The sequence below is a fragment of the Pseudoalteromonas sp. Of7M-16 genome, from assembly GCF_022347805.1.
GTDB lineage: Bacteria > Pseudomonadota > Gammaproteobacteria > Enterobacterales > Alteromonadaceae > Pseudoalteromonas > Pseudoalteromonas luteoviolacea_F.
In genome coordinates, this window is the sequence record NZ_JAKRFY010000011.1 from 33,056 (window position 1) to 53,619 (window position 20,564).

Here is a 20,564-nt window from a genome sequence, read left to right on the forward strand (position 1 = left end):
ACATACAGTTTATACCTTCACAGTTTTTCGATTAATGCCATACTCTCGCAGTTTGTTAGCAACTGCTGTGTGGCTAAGTCCTAACCTTTTGGCTAACTGCCTAGAACTTGGGTAAGCAGGATACAACTTTCTCAGTAAAGTTGCTTCGAAACGTTTCACCGCCTGCTCTAACGTCCCTTCAAAATCTGACTCCAAATAACCTAAGTCGTGTGTAAATGTCGGCAGTTGCATATTTTCAATGCGTAACTCTTTGTCATCCAATAAAGATACGGCACGATAAATGGCATTTTCGAGTTGACGAACATTACCCGGCCAAGGGTACTGCTCTAAAAATTCTAAGCACTCTGGGTGTAAAGAAGGCACTGCTTGACCATTTTGCTGCGCATATTTTTGAATAAAGTGCTCAGCCAAAGGCTTAACGTCCGCTTTACGGTCTCTTAATGGCGCAATCTCTAGCGTCAATACGTTGATTCGATAATAGAGATCTTCTCTAAAGCCGCCTTCTTGCACCATAGCCGGTAAATCTTTCTGAGTTGCAGCAATGATCCGAACATTCACTTTAACTTCATTTTCATCACCAACCTTTCTAAACGTGCCGTCTTGTAAAAAGCGAAGCAATTTAGTTTGTAATTGCTCAGACATCTCTCCAACTTCGTCGAGAAATACAGTGCCGCCATCAGCCTGCTCTAACACACCACGTTTTGAGGGAACTTGATCGTCAAAACTGGCAAAACCAAATAGTTCAGACTCTGCAACATCATCTGGCAATGACGCACAAGATAACGCAATAAACGGCTTTAACGAACGGTTTGAGGCATAGTGGCAAGCCCTTGCAAGCAGCTCTTTACCTGTACCCGTTTCGCCAGTAATCAAAATAGGCGCTTCCAACTGGGCCATCTTTCTCGCTTCTCGCACCACTCGTCTCATCGCTGTGCTTTGGTTGTGAATAGTCGCGAAGCTTTCTTGCCCATATCGTCTAAAAGCACTGACTTGTTGACCTAAACGACTTTGAGATTTTATATTGATCACGGCACCAGCGAGTACATCGCTCTCCGTGCCTTGGGGAACAGAAATAGGTAAGATATCGGCGATGTAATCTTCACCGGCAACTTCAACACGGGTCGTTTGACCAAGCACTTCATTGCCTTCCAACCACCTTGTAAAATTAAACCCTTTCAATAGCACATTAATACTGCTGCCAATCACTTCATCGAGTGATAAGTTTAAATCTCTACAAGCTGCGTCATTACAATGCCTAACTCCACCTTTAGCGTCGATTGAAATAACACCATCAGGCAATGCACTCAGTAGCGTATTTAGCTCATTATGCTCACGCTCAGACGGCAAAAAGGCCGTTGTTCGCACATCTTCAACGCCATCGATCAATCTAATTTCAGGCATGATTTTCTGAAATTGCTCAAATTCAATGGGTGGAAAGCTAACATACATACGGCAATTTACCGAGTCGACTTCAATCCCCTTTAAATCTACTCGATAGTTCACCAATATATTGAGTATTTCTTGTGCAATACCAATACGGTCGGCGCAATGAATCTCTAAACGCATCTGTTCCTCAAAACGGTTTTTTACCTCTGAGCGGATCATACTCTAAGAATAGTCATCAGCCTAGCAAATTGTAAACATTTTTGGACAGATATTTTCCTGATCAGAATTAATAATAATGACCTATAATAACTACATGATAAACATAGCATTTAATTGATGATAAATGATTGCATGCCGTTTACCTTACATTTTATAATACTAAATAACTAAACAATGTTAAATTAAATGGTGGGAGAAGCGATGAAAGCAAAAATAATAGCCTTAGTTCTAACAACCATTTTCATTAGTGCATGTTCTGTTGAAGACCCATACGAAACTGGGCCAACCGAATCACAGCAGGCTGAGCAAGAAGAACAAGACAAACAAGAAAGCCAAACTGCGCAATGGCAAATCACGATTGCAGACACCAACGGCAATGCTGTGAATAGCGCATCAATTGTCGTTGCAGGTGTGTCCTATCTGAGTGACAATAATGGCCGGGTTTCTCTGCCTTCATTTAAACCGGGTAACTACAGTATCTCAGTTACTAAGGCAGGTTTCGAACCGTTACTAATCACTCAGCAGCTTTTATCGTCAGATCAACAGCTCACATTACAACTAAAAACTAAACCTACAGATGCCATCACATTGTTTTTTGCGGGTGATACCATGTTTGGTAGACGATATATGGATCCATCCTTAGTCACCATGGGAAACTCCCTTCCAGACGTCGAAGGGGCACTAATTAGGGCGCAAACAGCCGCCCAAGACGCAGTAGCAATTACAAAGTATATTAAGCCATTAGTTGAGCAAGCTGACTTTTCATCTGTTAATTTAGAAACCCCAATATTGAGCACCCCTATAAGCGTGCACCCAACCAAAGAATTCGCATTTTTCTCCTTACCGGAAACACTTCAGGGGTTAACTGAAATCGGTGTAGATTATGTCGCACTGGGTAATAACCACGTCTATGATTATTTGCAACCAGGTCTTGAAGATACCGTAGAATACGTTTCACAAGCTGGTTTGCTATTTAGCGGTGTAGGAAATAACAGCACCGAGGCATTTGCACCACTCATCACATCCGTTAAAGGCATGTCTTTGGGGCTCGTTTCTGCCACTTCAATCACAGGCGATGACAATCCAATTAATTATGTTGCTGAAGTACAAAAAGGGGGGGCCGCAGATCTCACTGACAGCAGTCAAGCCGTTGCAGCTGTCGAGCAAGCCATTGAAAAAAGTGATTTTGCTATTGCACAACTACATGGTGGCGACGAGTACTCCTATGCACCCACACGATACATCACTAACCGATTCAATTTACTTAGCGAAGTTCAGCCAGACCTCTTGATTGCTCATCACCCCCACGTAGCACAGGGTTTTAGTTTACTTAATAACACGCCTGTATTACTTGGTCTTGGTAATTTTGTTTTTGAACAAAACCGTATTGAAACCTTACTTGGTGTCGCCGTCACGTTAGAGGTATCCCCTCAGGCTCAGCCAAAGACCACCAGAGCTCGGGCTTACGCTATCTATCTCGAAGACTACCAGCCCAAGTTAGTCACGGGTTTTTTAAGTGATTATTTAATGAGGAGGTTGGGTGAATTCTCACAAGGTGGTGTATCTGTCGTCCCCCGACAAGGCTACGCTGATATCGACTTCTACAACAGTGTTGCACCAAAGCCATCTGAAACAGCTCAAATCACCCTTGAACCTGGACTGCATACCGTTGATTTAAGAGAATTTGTACCGAGTAAGGCCTTTTTAACTAAGGTATCCTCTTCAGGGTCCGTAACACTAAAACTAGGTAGAGATTTGATGTTATTTGGAGACTTTGAGGACTGGGATAATGATGACACATTTGGTGAAGTATCACGCTGGGAAAATGACAGTGAGAATATTACCCCGTGTCTAACTGGAGCACGTAATGGTAAACAAGGCATGTGTATGGTACGAACGCAATTTGACAACCGCCCTTTACGTATGCCGTTTAAGCACACCATTAGAACTATGCCTATTACCCCAAGTGAGACAACCATTGAAGCCTATCATGACATGACTTTGATAGGTTACAACAAAGGGCTCAATGCAGGCGCGCTTGATGCTGAGTTGTCTATTACCACCTCAGAAGACAATTTATTATTCTCTGAGCAAACAATTCGCATATCGGAGCCGGGAGAATACAACTGGCAAATGTTTGAACACAGCTTTTCCTTACCGAGTGACAACAATACTTTAGGGCCCGAACAGCTCCCAGCACGCGCCGTAAAACTTGCGTTTTTGCACACACCACCCCAAAACGGAGAAGCCACCCTCATTTTAGACGACCTAGCTCTTATCTCATGGCAAAAAGATCTCCTTTTAGATAATAATATCTGGCAGGCCAATGAGATACATGGCCTAGACTTTTTACGAGTATCAACGCAACAAGAAGTCACGTTATCTCTCGAATTTTCGACACTTGACTAGGTTGCTCAATATGTCGATAAAGCAGCAGTTTTTTATAATCAAACGACAAAAGACTTTTTGGTCTACTATGCTGCTGTGCGCACTGACGTTACTGATCACGTTTACCGGTACGTTAGACAAATTAAATGCGCTTATTTACCTTGAATTTAGCCAAAACCTGAACAGGCAAAATACACAAGTTGTGGTGATCGAGTCCAATAACTTGCTGGCGGAGCAAACAGCACTCATTTCTAAGCTCAGGGAGCAACAAGCAAAAGCAATTGTCATATTTAGCCACGTTGGCGGAAACCAACAATTGTCTTTTGACAATGTCTACTTCCCCTACGCAGATCCAAGATACTGCCTGCCAACACTGGAATCTTGGCTGGGGTATGAAATTATCATTCAACAAGCTCCCAGCCATTGTAAAAGTGTTTGGCAAGCTATACTTGGCGAGCAATATCGGGCGCGAGGCCAGTTGCTTGATTTTTCACTTGCACCACAAGCTTTAACCAAATTCAGCTCAGACAGGCTGCTATCTGATGATGTTTTCTTAACCCAACTACAAGGTAAAGTCGTTTTGGTTTCCCAAAACCAATTGAACTTTGCGCTGCCTGTAAGGGCGCCAAAAATTGATACATTCAGAGATCCGGTTTATCTTCACGCTTATATCGCAGATAATTTTTTAGAGCAAACCTTAGTCACGTTGACACCGACCACATATGCAGCTGCGATGCAATTGCTCATTTTGGCCATCTTGCTCATCACCTACCAGAGGTGTAGCTTTAGTACAGGACTGATGATTGCCTGCGTGGTGATCGTGTGCTGTATTCTATCAGCCTATGTATGTGTCAGATTCTTCAATTATTTTTTACCGAGCGGGCAAATTATATTTACCAATTTGGTGACTTTGCTCTGGGTCTTTTTCTCTCGAAAGTGGGCCGAAGAGATTGAATTGAACGACATCATTGGCAATGTTCAGCAGCGAATGATGGGCAGGTATCTACCGCAGGCATTTAGTGCACAAAGCAGCCCTTGGGATGCCATTATCACCTTGGTAAACCAACAATTGGCATTGAAACGCTCAATTTTTCTAGCGCGTACCGAGGGGGATCACAGGCTTCACGAGATCCGCGCTATCAATTGTAGTTTATCTGATATTCACGAAATGCGTCGAGATTATGAGCGCCCTCCTTACTCTGATGCCATTAAAGCTTTTGGCGCATTACATATTACACGCCCCTTTTTCAATGAGTTAACTGAGTCTGAAGCTCAGTATGTGGTGCCGTTAATGTATGCAGGAGATATACGTGGTTTTTGGGCCATGACGGTAGAACCCAACGAGTATTTTGACGAAGAACGATTTATTCAAAACGTGAACCGCTTTGCCAATCAAATCGGAGAGCTACTTTTCCACTTTCGCATCTTTGAAAATCAACAAAAAGCCAATACCAGTGCGCTTACAAAAGCGCTAACGTTAGCGCTTCAAAAGCCGTTAAGCCAGCAAGTTAAGTCATCTATCGGTGACATGGAGCAAAAGCTCTCGACACTTGAACACGTTTTCAATCAGATCCATACAGCAGCCATCATGTTTAATCTTTTTGGCCAAGTCGTACAAACGAATCAAAGAATTGAGGAAATCGCAAAACACAATGAGATGTCGCTATTTGAAATGACGGCGCTAGATTTACTAGAGCGCGTAACTCATCTCGACAGTGAAAAAGCCAAAGGAAAACTACGCTACATCACTTTACAACAAGGTGAACTATACATGCCCGCACAACTCGGTCAGGCAACTTTCATCTTAAGCATACGTTCTTTGCGCGCGGCACGTACCACCAGCAGTATTGGCGAGCCTTTCGAAGTTGGTGGTATATTGTTTGAATTTATTGATATTTCTTTTTTAATTAAGCAACTGGAAGACCCTGCTCAGCTGATAAAACAGCTCGAAATGATCCAACCTATCAGTGAGCTAGAAAGCCACGATATTAAGGCGCAACCTTAATGGATTGGGTACTACAGCTATTTCCCAATGGTAGTGGTTTAGGGCAGTCCGTCATTACCACTGTGTGGGTTGGTATTGCTGTAGTTTGTATGCTTAATTTACGTTTTGGTTTTCCTCTGACAGGGCTTGTCGTACCAGGTTATCTCGTCCCCCTATTCATAGTTACACCTGTTTCTGCCGTGGTCATCATTATTGAGGCCATAGTGGTTTACACCGTGATGCTTTTTAGTGCCAAAACCTTGATGGAAAGATTTGGTTTTGGCGAAATGTTTGGTCGAGATCGTTTTTTCGCCATCATTCTTATTAGCATTTTAGTTAGGGTGGTTATGGACACCTTACTGTGGCCACTGGTAGCAATGTATCTGGCTCAGTGGGATATCACGTTTGATTACTCAAGCCAGCTATACAGTCTCGGGTTGGTCATCATTGCTTTGACCGCCAATGTCATGTGGAATGGTGGGTTCAAATATGGCATGCGAGTTACCTTGATCCAGCTCTTCGTGACCTACTTGCTAGTACGTTTTATTTTGATGCCATTTACAAACTTTAGTATTGCCAACCTTGCTATTATGTACGAAGCAGTAGCAGCATCCATCGTGGCAGCACCTAAAGCCTATATTATTTTGGTGATAACCGCCTTTATTGCGTCCCGGGCCAATATCAAATATGGCTGGGAATTTAATGGTATCATGCTGCCCGCGCTGCTTGCTCTGCAATTGATGCAACCAACTAAATTACTTACGTCTTTCGCCGAAACAGCTGTGATCTTGATATTGGGCGGGTCAATATTGACCTTCACAAAATTGCGCCATGCAAATTTTGAAGGTGCAAGGTTACTACTGTTCTTTTTTAATATCGGATTCTTATACAAAATCGTCTTAAATTATGTTGTGGTAAATTATTACCCAACGTTAAAAGTCACCGACACATTTGCATTTGGTTACATGCTTTCAACCTTGCTCGCTTTAAAAATATATCAAAAAAATGCTCTAGGTTTAGTTATACGTGCCACTTTTCAAACATCAATTGTCGGAGGGTTAGTTGCCATTACGACCGGCTTTTTAATAATGTTTATCCCTGCTATTTTTACAACACCAGCAGAACAATTAAATGCCAATGGCGATACTGAAGTTGCTTTGAGTCAACAAATTAGCGCATATAAAAGCTATTTATACACACAGCAAAGCGAACATGTTTCGATCAGTCAATACCAACAAGCGCAGTCTATTCAAAGCTTCATTAGCGCTATCAGAGTACTCAATCGCGATAGGCAAGATCAGGAGAATATTCGCCTAGCGAGGCGCCTGCTCTCACAGGCCCAGTTCTCTCTATTTGAAGACCAACAATATTTATATATCAGAGATACCAATACAAATATGGTTAGAGGCTTTTATGTGCTCTCAAAAACACCGAGCAAATCTCATGTTATCAGTGTGCCATATCCCTCAAGTGAGCGCGTAGCCAGCGATGCCGCAGGACTGTTGTTTCAATTGTTAGAAAGTAACGCTCTAGTATTGGGTACACAATTCACCCCTTCTATTGCAACACAACAAGTGTCTCAGCAAAGTCCCTTTTACAATGCATTCTTTACGGTGATTGACGAGCCTGAAGTACTGCAAATACGGTCGGTTAATCAATATACCCGAACTCAACTGCAATTGAGTCCATTTGGAGTGCAAAGCCAGTTTTGGATTTTTAATCAACTACCAACATCACTGTCTCAGCGTCAGCTAACTAATTTGATGGGCTTCGAGCGCGGCCAATTTGGGATGCTGCATAGTAGCAGCCTGCCAACTCCCGATTTTAATGGCAAAATGGTCGAAGCCTATATTGACGGGCCGAGTTACTCAAACCTCTTGTCTGAAGTGGTGCTAAGTGCCAGTACTGGCACAGATGTCGCCGTCACATTTATTGACTCAGAACTTGATGAAATCATCGACGCTTTTGCTCCGCACATCAGTGCCAAAGGCAGTAACCAATATCAAGAATTGACCAACAATGAGGCGGCCCTTTGGGAATTTGAAATCCTCGGCCCCTTATATGATCTTGTTGAGCAGCAATCAGATAGAGAATTTGATCAAAATGAGTTGAACCGCTTAGCTCGCATCAACCATATTGCCAATATGATGGGCTATCAAATCCAAATTCTTGACAATGAGCAAGCGCAATACATTGTACTTGCTCCTTTGAATACACCGCAAAGCTACCAACAAGGGCAAGGACTTTATGTCATTAACATGCACCCAGATGCAATGTTAAATATCCAAGTACCTAGGCCCTTGTTTGAAAGTAACACCCTCAAGTTTTCTGGTAAGCTATTTGCCAGCACCAATGCTAAGTCCCTGCTCATCGCAGGTGCTCACCCTTATGCCAACGAACAAGCAAATGTTATGGCTCCAGCGAATGTCAGAAGCTTATTCAACGTAATTCATCAGGGTACGCTTCGTTATTTTTCCGCCCAGCCAATTCTTAGTCTTCAAGTGCGTAGCCATAGCGCCCCCTCATATATCAGGCCCAGCGCAATTGCATTCCAATTTACTCATCCCGATGAGCAACAAAACAACACCCTCAAGGAGTTACAGCACACGTTGAAAAATTTGGGAGTCAACACCCAAATTGTTGCTGGACAAGTAGAAACACGCGGGCTTGAAATTGGTACTTCACCGCAATCCGGTTATCGGCTATTTAGCCCAGTTAGTGAGCTTGCCACACTGTGGTTAGCGTCAGACTTTAAACAGCACTTCGCTATTTCTGAACAAGCGCTACTACAACGTTTGCTCGCAGTATCCGCGCAGCCTTATATTAAGCCGCTCAACACAGTCGTACTGAGCCCAAATGATTGGCTGTTAGAGACTGCAACTTCTATCACCCATGATATTCGTACGCTCGCCGAGCAATACTCGCAGGATCAGCACCTGCCTCTGCTCTTTGAGTTTTGCAAAAGGCACTCAGATTGTCACTTGCAGGCCGTTCGAATAGAGCAAACACAGCAACTCGCACTCACCATTAGGTTGCGTAATAAGATATTGGCAATATACACCCCCACAAGCAATAAAGTGCTGACCATCAACGACTTTAACTATGCGTCAGGGAGGCTACAGCATGTATTGGATTAAAAAAATACTGCACTTGGTCATTACTTTAGTACTTCTGATTATCATGTCGTGGGTTAGCTTTAATGGGGTTTTGTGGTTAACCTCTGCTGAGCAGCTGGAGGAGCGCAGCGAAGACGAAACACGCTCTGTGGTTCATTGGTTACCAAACGACAAATATATTTCATTCAACTTTTCTTCATCTAGAACTCGATCCATACGATTACTTTCTAATGCTATTTTTGATGGTCAACAAGCTTTTGACGAACCTGTCAATTACGCTGTCCAATATCAACTATTTAATAGCCAAGGGGGACTATTAGATGAACACACATACCATCACGCATCAAAATTGGTGCTGGCAGCGCAAGAACAGCAAGTCAAGCAAATCATTGAAGACCGAAAAGCTTTGTCTGTCGCGTCGGGGCAGTCTTTTTATATCGATGTATCAAATTATCCTGACGCTAGCCAAATCAAATTAAAACTGATCCCTGAAGAGGATACATTGCGAGGTGTCGTTGTTAGGTTACATGCGCAAACTCCCACAGATATAGATGACAGCCAACAAATATGGTTGAAGCTGCCGGTAGATTGGCGTGAGCGAATGTTGAATTACCACACCCTAGGTGGCAATGCTCTCACCACACATGAGCTTACCAACGCAGTTAGTTATGACTGGACGAAACTTGCACCGCAAGGGATCCCCAATATTGATTTTGTCAGCGACATCTTGTACGAAACGCTACCCTATAATGTGATTACCTATGACTTTTCCGCACAGCAATGGGATCTAGATAGCTTTTATTCTGCCCCCAATTTAACCGCAACATTTCGAGTGAAAAACAACGAACCGCTGCAATTTAATAGTACCGTGCCGCTGAGCACTCTGCGCCTAACTTGGCATGACTTAAGTCAGCAAGTCGCCCCTTACGAATTGCAAGCAAGGTTAATCTTCGATAACACCTTTCAAATTGACGACATTCGTCCCGGTTTGATAACCATTCAGTCCAGTCTACCAGCACTCACACATTGGTATCAGTCAGAGCAATCCGTTGCAGCTTTGCATAGCTATTATTACATATTGACACCAGATACCCCTGCTAATTACACCGTCGCAGGGGGCAGCGATGTGGTGATGGATATACGTGCGCTAAACGCACAAGATACACAAGCCTTGCTCTCATTGTATGACGAAAAGGGCCAAGTATTCGCTCGCCATAAAATTGACTTGGAGTCCCGAGTTTCCCAATTCGATCGCTTGATCACTCCTGAAACCTTGCGACTCATTGTCAACGAAAGTGAAAAGTACTATCTGCGACTGCCTGACAACACCGCAAAAATCAGTATCTCAAGCCAAGGTAGTTTAGCGGTTAAACTGCAAAGCCGACGCCGAGAATTTCATTATCAAAATGTTGTATGCGAGCAACTGTGTGAGAACCCATTGAGCAACTTTACCGAAATTGGTGCCTGGTTCGCGCAAAAAGCCAGCAATGAATTTGTCTTCACTGAATTGCAGCAGATCTTAAAAGTGCGTTTATTTGAAGCACCGCCTCTGCCTGTTGTTAAAGATACTGATTACGCTTCAGAAGCACTGTTTGACCAACACCCTATTTCAAACACTGCGCTCATTTTCAGCCCGCCTAACTACTTTGAACCTAGCAGCGAGCCAACTCCAGTGCATTTTAGTCAAATTGACGGCATCGATGCCATAACTCTCAACAACGATACGCAGTTAAAAACACCAAAGGTGATTGCCCTAACCGATAAAAAACCCAAATATGTTGAATTTGATGCCACTGCGAGTACGTTGAGCAATGAGTTAGTTTCCAACACGAATAAAACAACTATGCTGTTTACAAATCAGGGCAGCAACCGCCACTTTATTAAATCACGTCTATATAAAATTAATCGTGGTGATACCTTTTCTATGGACTATCAGGGCAAAGATAAGCCTCTTTCGATCGTTATTAAACCATTCACATATCCAGCTGATCGAGTTGAGCGGTCTCCGTTAGTTATCAATACACAACTCAGTGGGCAATACCATGCAGGTATCACCAATGAGTACACTGTTGCGACAAAAAGGTATGCACTTATCCCCACAAACAAACAGGCATTTATGCTTCACCCGCAATCGACCGATATTGTCAGTTACCCGCCCATTACAATCAAAATCGGAACAGACATGCAAACACTTGAAAAATTTGCGATATCGGCTGAAGATGAGATGTGGATAAGTATTTTAGAAGAACATAGCGCACAACCACTTACCCCCCAATGGTGGCAGAATGAAAATACATAAAATCGTCACAGTACTGCTTGGCAGCGCCAGCTTGCATTGTTTTGCCACGGCAGAGATACAGTGGCAACAAATAAGCAATTGGCTCTCTCAGCCCCATACAATCGCGCCTTGGGAATATCATCAACAGGGGTCGCAACAACGCCCCGTACATGCACTAATATCGCCAACTGCTGTCAATGGAGGGGGGGCATTGGTGTACCAGCCAGCGGGCAAACCCTGTTTTGTTTCGATTCCCCATCAGTTTCACGACAAACACACGCTTCAAATTGGTCAGACACTGTTTGAGTCCACATGTAATATGATGGTTTACAATACCTACCACAGATATAGCGAAAGCATGGACAGTCAACCCATGGACTACTCAAAACGACAACGCGGGCTTCATGTCGCGGCCGTTCAAGCTTTTCACTCTATGCACCCTAATGCTTCTATATTTCAATTGCATGGATTTAATCAAAAAAAGCGTAAATCCGCACAAGGAAAAAAAGCCGACTTTATATTGAGTCAAGGCAGAAGCTACAACGCAAAACTCGCTAAGTTACAAACATGTTTATTGGGACTAAGTGAACAGACCTTTGTTTATCAAAAAGACGTCTTTGAACTCGGTGGAACCAAAAATGTATTACACAAAATAGGGCTCGCTCCGCACCGGTTTATCCATATTGAAATCAGCAAACCCATGCGCTCAAAACTTATCTCTCAATCAGCCAGTATGGAGCAATTTAATTTATGCCTCTCTTACTCACGCTGATATTAGTTTGCGGGTTATTTATCACTCAGGCATTCGGAAAAAATGCAAACTTGCAAGCCGATGTACGATGGTATGACGCTGGCACCTATCAACTCACGCGAAGCGCAGCAGACATCAGCCTTAATCATGAGCAGGCCAAATATCTATTTTTGCCTGCTGGGCAATGGCTTTCGACCACACTAGAGTCGTTGGATTCTCTGTCTTTTTGGCAGGGTCAAACCTTCAGTGCGCTCATGCAAATAAACAAGCAACAGTGGATCTGCCAACAAAACATGTGTCAGCTAAATGCCTCTTTGCGACCGCGAGTGATAAAAGTCATCAACCAACAACAAGATGGTCAGTTTGAATTATGGCGTGGCTTTCAACATGCTCACAGAGACCCCTTTCGTCGTGCTGTGGCTCTGCCTTTACCAGGAAAAACCATCGCATTAGCACAAGAATATACGACTATTTACCCGTTGAATAAATCGCAAAGTATTAAGGTGTATTTTGAGCAAGCAAAAAAGCTAAAACTGACAGTGCATCGAAACCTCCATGACTTAAGTCAAGGAGGTAAAGTGCAGGCCTTGATCAATGGAATTCCAGCAAGCATCATAAACGTTTCTGAAGCACAGGCTCAGGAGTTTATCCACCATAAATTAGGGGTAGCGAATGTGGATTATATCGCAGTCCCCGCAAACAGCTATTTAACTTTACATAGTAGCTCTAGCACTTGGGTCAAGCTCGAACAAATGCACCGTGGAATATATGATCAAGGTGCGGGTATAAAACAGCAAGAGAAACTGCTCAATCCATATTGGGTCAATAACTTAGATAGCGCGCTTCACCAAATTTATTTTGACCATGACATTTCGAGTATCACGCAATTTAACCCTGAACATGCAAGCGCTTTGGCACTCAGACGCCACCAAGACTTCATTAGTACTATCTCTACTGGCACGTTTTTAACACCTCAAAGCAATACCAATAAACCATTGACCACTCACCGTAGGCTCGTGGCGATTTATCAAGCGCCGCGCGAAGCAAAGCAGCGGCTAATGCAAAGCCATACAACAGGAATGCTGCAATATAACCGCCTCGTAAAATCTTTGACGTATAACATTAGCGATGAACCGCGAGTCAGCGAAAATACCATTTTTTACGTCAGGTCAAACAGACCGACTGAACTTGTTATTGATATTAAAAAAGTACGTCATAAAATTAAAGTGCTCCCCAAACAAGGCTTTGTACCGCTTAATCTACATATTGATATGAGCGCAACAGAAGTCACTGTATTTTCTGCCAGTGACGCCAAGGTCGATATCGCCATGCAAGTGCGCACACTGCTGCCTTTACCCAATAACGAGCTCCTTTACGCTCAGCCTGACCCTTTGTCACTTAAAAGCCCCACTATTGCGACACTCATGCAACATATTCAAGCAGATAAAGCAAAGAGCTTTTTAAACAGTCTATCTAACTTTAAATTGCAAACAACAGCACAACCCCCTCCTTTGCTCGCACTTGCACACAGTCAAAGCCACTGGATGTATCAATTAGGGGAAGTTGAATATCTGGCGAAACAATCCCCAACAAAGGCACTGCCAAAGTTAAGAGCTTTATTGGATAGCCCTTTCCCTAATGTGCAACTACGTGCATGGCAATTGAGATTGGACATTCTCACCAGCCTCAACCGTCAAAACGCCGTGTTGCGTTATTTAGCAGCACTACTGCAACAAGACAATAAAGCATTAAGTGATTTCGCCGCGCAAAGACTGCTAAGTAGATACCAACAAACCAACCAAATATTTAATATTCAAGGCTTATGTGCATTGAAGCAACAGCTCAAAGGCTGTGCAAAGCTGGTAACAAGCACATTGTTGGCACAGGGAAAACTGTTAGAAACACTATGGTTGGATCACGACAAACGCCAAACTAACTCAAACGATAGCACTCTCTATGATCGACTCGGTTATGCTTCATATGGGGGACAATTGTTGGATATACAGCCTAGGTATGACATTACACACGCTCAACATGTGCAATTGACTGCCGAAACAGCGGAATACAAAGCGTACCGTTTGGAGCAGCAACCTCTAACCATCACGGCTCACTCTGATATTAATGTAAACGTTAGTGCACGCACTTATGGATTAAAGTCAGGTGAACACGCCATTAGCTGGCTACACGCAGACAAAGGTGCCAAGCTGCACTTTATGCCAATATATAGTGACGTGTTATCCACAACATCCGTCCATACACCTATAGAAGCGCCTTTGTCAGTGGCATCCAATAGTGTAATTTCTTTGCGCGCAGGCGAAACCCTCACATTGAGCAGCAAAGAAACAACCTTTGTCCAATTGCAAATATTTGACTCGACTTACTTTAATCCATATTCATCGCAGCAACTTAGCGAGTTTGCATTTGGCACACCTTTTTTGGAACTGTTGCACACTACCAACACTTACAATTCGGCAGCGTTTACCAAGCTACTTAATAATAGTCTGTATCGACTAGAGCAAAATTCGTTAAAGGATCACGAATTTACAGCGCTATTTTCCAAACTAAACAAGCTCAATGTGCCACCCTCACTCTCTCAACTTCACGATCGGGTGCACAGTTATGGTCACTGGGTGCCGGTGCAAAAATATCTCAATTATGCCGGAACACAACTTGTTGACCTAACGCCCATTGAAACACGTAGTATTGCTGAGCAACTGAGTCGTCACACTGCCACAAATGCAGAAACAAAGGGGATCACCATTCGCCCTTATCACACGCTTTCTCTAGATTTCAGCGCATTATCAGCCATGCAAATACGATTAATGTTCTATTTTTCTGATGCTGAGTTAATTTCCAATGCCGCCACATTAGTCGCGATAGAAACAGCCAATGACAATACTGTATGGCCTGTTTCAAACACGCAAAGTCCATTTGGCCTAGAGCAAGCTGAGCTGCGCGATGGGATAGTCAAAATCCGTTGGCTTAACCCTTACTTATCACAAGTGTTGCAGGTTGAAGTTCAGGTGCTCAAAGGAACACAGTGGCAGAGTGTTGAACTGGATCAAAGACAGCTGTTTTACTATGCCACCAGCGAGCAGCCAATCATCGCTAAACTTGACCATGACGCTTTGGTTAAGATAGAACAGTTCAAAGACAAACAGCGACAAGAAGAAATCGGGTTTTATCCTGCGGGCACCATTAAAATCCCCCACCACTACGCAAATCTAGCCCGCCTGTTTGCATGGCAACTCAATGCAAATCGCCAAAAGCTTGCAGTGGCCCCGCCGGTTACGCCGCTTAAATTAACGCGCCCAACTTTGCACTTTGAACAGTTAGCAAAACATTTTAATACACCCCTGATCAATGCTAATGGCAATAAGACCCATATTGAAGGCTTTATGAGTTATGACAGAGATGGCATTTTTCAAACAAGCGAGCCAATAGACACTGCACACCGTCTCGATTTCGGGATCAGATTGCGCAATCGTTATCGGCAAAATTGGTACAGGCTAGAAGGCGCATACCGCCTAAACAATTTACGCTACGAATCTTTCGCTCTAAACGGCATTTATAACTGGCTGGATGACGACACCCCTTGGTTCGTAGAAGCAGGCATGTACAACCGCTGGCAAGAGGCTGAACTCAACAATGAAAGTCACTTAACTTCACATATTGATGCAACAATCGGTCAGATTTGGCGAGATGATGTTTCTGTTCGGCATCAGTGGTGGTGGCAACCCTATTTTTATTACACCAGTATCGAAAAACAAGAATACTTGGATGACCCACTTATCAGCCAAGATATGTATAACTTTTACCGTGCTCAGCACATGCACGGCTGGCAGGGGGGCTACCGGATCCGATATCAACCTTGGGTTGATAGCCAATTCAGTGCCCAAATTAGCACCGTTTCTAACGAAGACTGGACTAGCTTAGATACCGCAACACTCAGTGGCAACTGGCAACAATATTATGAAGGTCATATTTTCAGCGTTGGATTAAGCAGCAGTTATGTCTTTGCCGATCAACATCGTCCCAATGCAACGTGGCAGTACTTAACTTCAATCAGTTGGCAGACGCTTTTCGATTTTAGCGAAGAAACGGCTGGGTGGATAAGTTTAAACTGGACGCAGGACTGGTTTAGAAACAACCACAACGTGCGCTTTGAAGTCACCTTAGGCAATTTACAAAATACCGGCTTCGCGCCGTTTGCTCACGACGAAATTATATTTGAATCTCTGCAACTAACCCATTTCCTAGAGCAAGACATTAATGGCAGATAAAACCTTAAAACGACAATTACAAGACCTCTTATTTGCCGATACAGAGCGATTTTGGCTCAACCTGTATCAGCACAAATACCAAACTCTTGTCGATGAACTAGCTGAATGGGAGCTGGTTAAAAACAAGCCTGAGCAAGAACAAACATCTTATTGGCAGCTTTTACAAACCATCGCTTTTTTACGTCATAAAATTGAAAATTACCACAGCAAACTTCAGGCGATTGATGCCGATTACAAGAGCTTCATTGAAAGGCTTAATAAAGCGGAATTAAAAGCGGAGAAAGAACTGCATATTTTAAAATATGCGGAGCAGCTAGGGGCAACACGCTTACAGTTACAAAAAGATAAGTTAGCCTTTGCTCGCTGGTTCGATGAGGGAGCGGTCATTTCCCGCTATCAATCCAAGGTTTCTGAAATAGAACAGGATTTAAAGTTTTTGATAGCCAAGTTAGGGGCATTGACGAATCGTTACCTTCGTTCGAGTAAAGATGATTTAAACACAGCTTGGCAGAAATTAGATTTGCAGCCATTTTTCATTCATTTGCTCGCGCATAGCAACAGCTTTCATATTCGTCACGGCATGATCCGTGCGCTAGTGAATCAAGTTTCCCTGATCCACGAATTTAGCGCCGATCCTGAGCTGGATGCGGATTTAGTCGCGCAGCTTATAGAATTGTTAGAGGCTGAAAACACGCCTTACCTTGCTGTCATAGATATTTTAGAAATTCTTATACACCAGCGCCCTACATTTATTCGCAGCTTTATGTGGTCTAAAGTGGCTGAGTCTGTTAATGACTTTCCTGAAAAGCCCAAAAGTAATGATCAGCTATTCATTCTGATAGCCCTGCCAAAAGTATTGGTTCAGCAACGCACTTTGACAAATTCAGACTTAAAACTTTTGCAGCAACTCGCCACCCACCCCTACCCTAGAGTAAGACAAGCAACAATCGAATTCATCCCCTATTATGAAGACAGTTTTGCAATTCAACTGTTAGAACAAAGATTTGCCGATGAAACTGCTGACGCCATTCGATTTACGCTTATCAAACAATTAACCGCGGCGCGATTTAGCGAAAACAACTTTGCATTTAGCCATTGGCAGCACTGCTTGCAAAGTGAAGAAAGCTTTGAGATCAAACGTATTATATTGGAGCAAAGTGCTCGACTCATGCTCAATATGCAACTTGAGACTGAGCAACCAGATGCGATATTTGAGCGCTTTATCGATGTCCTCAACACGCAATTAGAGCGGGAGCCAAATCTCGCGGTAAGGCGTTTTATTTCGCGGACGCGCGAGCAACTCAATAGTTTTTATATTCAGGAACTTATCGTAGATATTGAGGACCAATTAGCCGCTAAACAAACGATCTCGCTACATAGCGACGCCGGATTGGATGAGATTGGCCGCGCATTGAGTTTTATAGCGCAGTCAGAGCTCGGTTTTAATGGTTACAAACAAGGCCAATCGTGGCAGATCCATGAAGGTACCATGAAGGGCCGCAGGTTTTGGCGAATATGGCATGAGTTTTTTACACCTAGCACGGACAAAAGGCAAAGCTATAGTCATACTAAAGCTAAAAAGCCCTCTGCTGAGTTACATGTTCCTAGTTGCACCACAGCTGAGATCAGTGAAACCAATGTGCCAGGGGAAGCGCTCTACCATTTAAACGAGCATTCCGCGCGTCCTTACTTACCACTGCCTGATTACTTGCTCTCGATACTGAGTCAAGACCACTTACCAACGCAAGCAAAAAGTTACACACCAGATGGTATTTTGACGATCACTCGTCCAGATTCTTTGCTCAAAAGGCTGCGCGCATACTGGCATATTTCACTCAAATTTGCGTCATTCGATCAACTGAGAAAAGGCGGAGAAATTGAACAGCAAAATTACATTGAAACGATTCGGCAGCTTGGTTTTAAAATTGAGTTTAATGAATATGGCTCTACGCTCAATGCTGAGTTTCCAGTTGAAAGCGGTATTCGCCAACTATTTGCACGCTCCTCAATCACCACTGCGCTGATTAATATTAGCTTGGGCTTCAAAGAGTACTTATATTCAATTTACCAAAACAGCATTGGCCAGCTGGTATTTTTTGTCTGTGCCTTTATGGCTTATTTTTGGTCTCGCCATATAAAAGTAAGCCAGGATATTCAGCGCAACCGAAAACACATTCCAATCTCAATTGGTGGCTGGGGAACCAGAGGAAAATCAGGGACTGAGCGCCTAAAATCTGCGCTTTTTAGCAGCATAGCGCTAAAGGTGATCACCAAAACCACGGGCTGTGAAGCCATGATGATTTATACAACCAGCAATGGGGAGCAACACGAGCTGCCATTGTTTAGACCATTCGATAAGGCCAGTATTTGGGAGCAAAGCGATGTATTGGCATTTGCCAAATCAGTCAAAGCTGATGTGTTTTTATGGGAATGCATGGGGCTTACGCCAAGATACGTCAGAATTTTAAGGCGCTGGATGAATGACAACTTTGCCACTATCACCAATGCCTATCCAGACCACGAAGATATTTTAGGCCCCACAGGTATCGACGTAGCCAATGAAATGTCTGCATTTATCGGCTCAAATACACAAGTATTTACTGCCGAACAATGCATGTTCCCAATTCTCAACAAATCGGCGGAACAAAAAAACTCCACTCTAATTCAAGTGCATTGGGGGGATGGCTTTCAAATTACCGATGATATTCGCGCTTTGTACCCCTATGAAGAGCACCCCGATAACATCGCATTGGTCTGTAAAATGGCCCAATATATTGGCATCAACAAGGATTATGTGTTTAAAGAAACAGCGGAGAGGATTGTCCCTGACATTGGCGTTTTACAGCATTTTGAACAGGCACCAATAGGCAACATCACGCAGTCCTTCGTCAACAGTATGTCTGCCAATGAGCGGCTCGCGACCATAGAGAACTGGCGACGCCTAAATTTGTTTACCCTAAGTCAACAGCCAACGGTACAAACCGTCGCGTTGATCAATAATCGAAATGATCGCATCGCTCGAACCAAAGTCTTCGCTCAGATACTGGTTGAAGATTTAACCTTTGACCATATCGTGGTGATTGGCACTAATGTTGATGGTTTTCTCGCATACTTCAAACAAGCTGTGCACTCGCGCATCACTCGCATTATCACAAACAATGATAAAGAAGATTTAACTAAACTTTTAGAGCAGTTTAAGTGTTTAGTATCAGAACACACACTGTGTGAAAAATTCGCAGCCCTGCTGCCCAACAGCCAATCCACAATCCAAACATTGCAAGATAAAGCGCAAGTTATCGCTTTTCTAGAACAACATGTAAGCTGCGAGCGTCAGCGTCAGCACTTTAAAGCCCTCTTAGATAGCTGGTACATGGCTCAAGAATTAATTGCCATAGAAGATCTGAGTCAAAACGAAAAAGCGTTTAGCGACAAGCTAATTCAACTCCTGTTAGAACGTACACATTTAATTGAAAACCCCTACATCAGTGCTGATGAACTGACGCAAAAAATTGCACAGCTTGGAATAGATGGCCAACACCAACTCATAGTAGGCATGCAAAATATCAAAGGTGCCGGACTAAATTATGTATACGCCTGGCAAAAGTGGCATCATCTTCACCAAACTTGCGACCAATTACTCAGCCATCATATTAGCCAAGCTCAATTTCGCCAAGGACTGCTCAAATTATCCCAGACATCACGCATCGGCGTTATAGAACACGACTATTTCAATGCATTTCTGGCCAAGCTAAGTAAATTGCCTCATGCACAAAATGAATTTAGTCAGGCAGAAATAGCCCACCTTAAAGAGCGATTACAAACAAAAGACACTCAGTCAAACAAAGAGGTCGAAGATATTAAGCAAAATAGAGTGACCCGTTTTGTCTTGCAAGTCGTCGAATCCTTTTTAGATGCTGGCGCAGCGGTTAAACGCAAAAAAACTGCGCAACAGGTATATAAAGACATAGCTTCACAGCGAATTACTTTGGAAAAAGCTATTGCAGTTTTAGCTGCACTTAACCGCAGCCAAAAACCGGGTTGGTTGGCCCTGCAACAGAAACGTAAAAAGTTCACCGGAAGTAAAAACTAATACTTTTACATTAAATTAGACTAAAATTAAATTTAAGGAATAATAAATTCCAGTCATTTTTTGTATTTT

Annotated in this window: 8 protein-coding genes; 7 read left to right on the forward strand and 1 reads right to left on the reverse strand. The window is 43.2% G+C overall.

Going from position 1 to position 20,564, the window contains the following annotated elements:
- Positions 1-9: 9 nt before the first annotated feature.
- Positions 10-1,566, reverse strand: a complete 1,557-nt coding sequence (gene tyrR / locus MHN81_RS12975; RefSeq protein WP_023397650.1) for a transcriptional regulator TyrR — start codon at positions 1,564-1,566, stop codon at positions 10-12.
- Positions 1,567-1,806: 240 nt separating this feature from the next.
- Here tyrR and MHN81_RS12980 point away from each other — a divergent pair, with 240 nt between their 5' ends.
- The 7 genes from MHN81_RS12980 to MHN81_RS13010 are packed head-to-tail and all read left to right on the forward strand — an operon-like array spanning position 1,807 to position 20,495.
- Complete coding sequence (locus MHN81_RS12980) at positions 1,807-4,014, forward strand: CapA family protein (protein WP_239425914.1); 2,208 nt, start codon at positions 1,807-1,809, stop codon at positions 4,012-4,014.
- A 10-nt stretch (positions 4,015-4,024) separates the two neighbouring features.
- On the forward strand, positions 4,025-5,998 hold the full coding sequence (locus MHN81_RS12985; RefSeq protein ID WP_239425915.1) for a hypothetical protein: 1,974 nt from the start codon (positions 4,025-4,027) through the stop codon (positions 5,996-5,998).
- Positions 5,998-9,114 carry a poly-gamma-glutamate biosynthesis protein PgsC/CapC gene (locus tag MHN81_RS12990; protein WP_239425916.1) on the forward strand — a complete coding sequence of 1,039 codons (3,117 nt, stop codon included), beginning with the start codon at positions 5,998-6,000 and terminating at the stop codon, positions 9,112-9,114. The genes MHN81_RS12985 and MHN81_RS12990 overlap by 1 nt, the downstream gene beginning before the upstream one ends.
- Complete coding sequence (locus MHN81_RS12995; RefSeq protein ID WP_239425918.1) at positions 9,101-11,392, forward strand: hypothetical protein; 2,292 nt, start codon at positions 9,101-9,103, stop codon at positions 11,390-11,392. Before MHN81_RS12990 ends, MHN81_RS12995 begins: the two co-directional genes overlap by 14 nt.
- Positions 11,379-12,143 (forward strand): hypothetical protein, encoded by a 765-nt coding sequence (locus MHN81_RS13000; protein WP_023397645.1) that lies wholly within the window; start codon positions 11,379-11,381, stop codon positions 12,141-12,143. Before MHN81_RS12995 ends, MHN81_RS13000 begins: the two co-directional genes overlap by 14 nt.
- A complete protein-coding gene (locus MHN81_RS13005; protein ID WP_239425920.1) occupies positions 12,122-16,405 on the forward strand; it encodes a HEAT repeat domain-containing protein in 4,284 nt (1,427 codons plus the stop codon). The genes MHN81_RS13000 and MHN81_RS13005 overlap by 22 nt, the downstream gene beginning before the upstream one ends.
- Positions 16,395-20,495: a hypothetical protein gene (locus MHN81_RS13010; RefSeq protein WP_023397643.1), complete on the forward strand. Its 4,101-nt coding sequence runs from the start codon at positions 16,395-16,397 to the stop codon at positions 20,493-20,495. The genes MHN81_RS13005 and MHN81_RS13010 overlap by 11 nt, the downstream gene beginning before the upstream one ends.
- The last annotated feature ends 69 nt before the right edge of the window (positions 20,496-20,564 follow it).

Bases quoted from the DNA above. Each gene is read 5' to 3' on its own strand.
- tyrR (WP_023397650.1), bottom strand. From the start codon at position 1,566: ATGCGTTTAGAGATTCATTGCGCCGACCGTATTGGTATTGCACAAGAA.
- MHN81_RS12980 (WP_239425914.1), top strand. From the start codon at position 1,807: ATGAAAGCAAAAATAATAGCCTTAGTTCTAACAACCATTTTCATTAGT.
- MHN81_RS12985 (WP_239425915.1), top strand. From the start codon at position 4,025: ATGTCGATAAAGCAGCAGTTTTTTATAATCAAACGACAAAAGACTTTT.
- MHN81_RS12990 (WP_239425916.1), top strand. From the start codon at position 5,998: ATGGATTGGGTACTACAGCTATTTCCCAATGGTAGTGGTTTAGGGCAG.
- MHN81_RS12995 (WP_239425918.1), top strand. From the start codon at position 9,101: ATGTATTGGATTAAAAAAATACTGCACTTGGTCATTACTTTAGTACTT.
- MHN81_RS13000 (WP_023397645.1), top strand. From the start codon at position 11,379: ATGAAAATACATAAAATCGTCACAGTACTGCTTGGCAGCGCCAGCTTG.
- MHN81_RS13005 (WP_239425920.1), top strand. From the start codon at position 12,122: ATGCCTCTCTTACTCACGCTGATATTAGTTTGCGGGTTATTTATCACT.
- MHN81_RS13010 (WP_023397643.1), top strand. From the start codon at position 16,395: ATGGCAGATAAAACCTTAAAACGACAATTACAAGACCTCTTATTTGCC.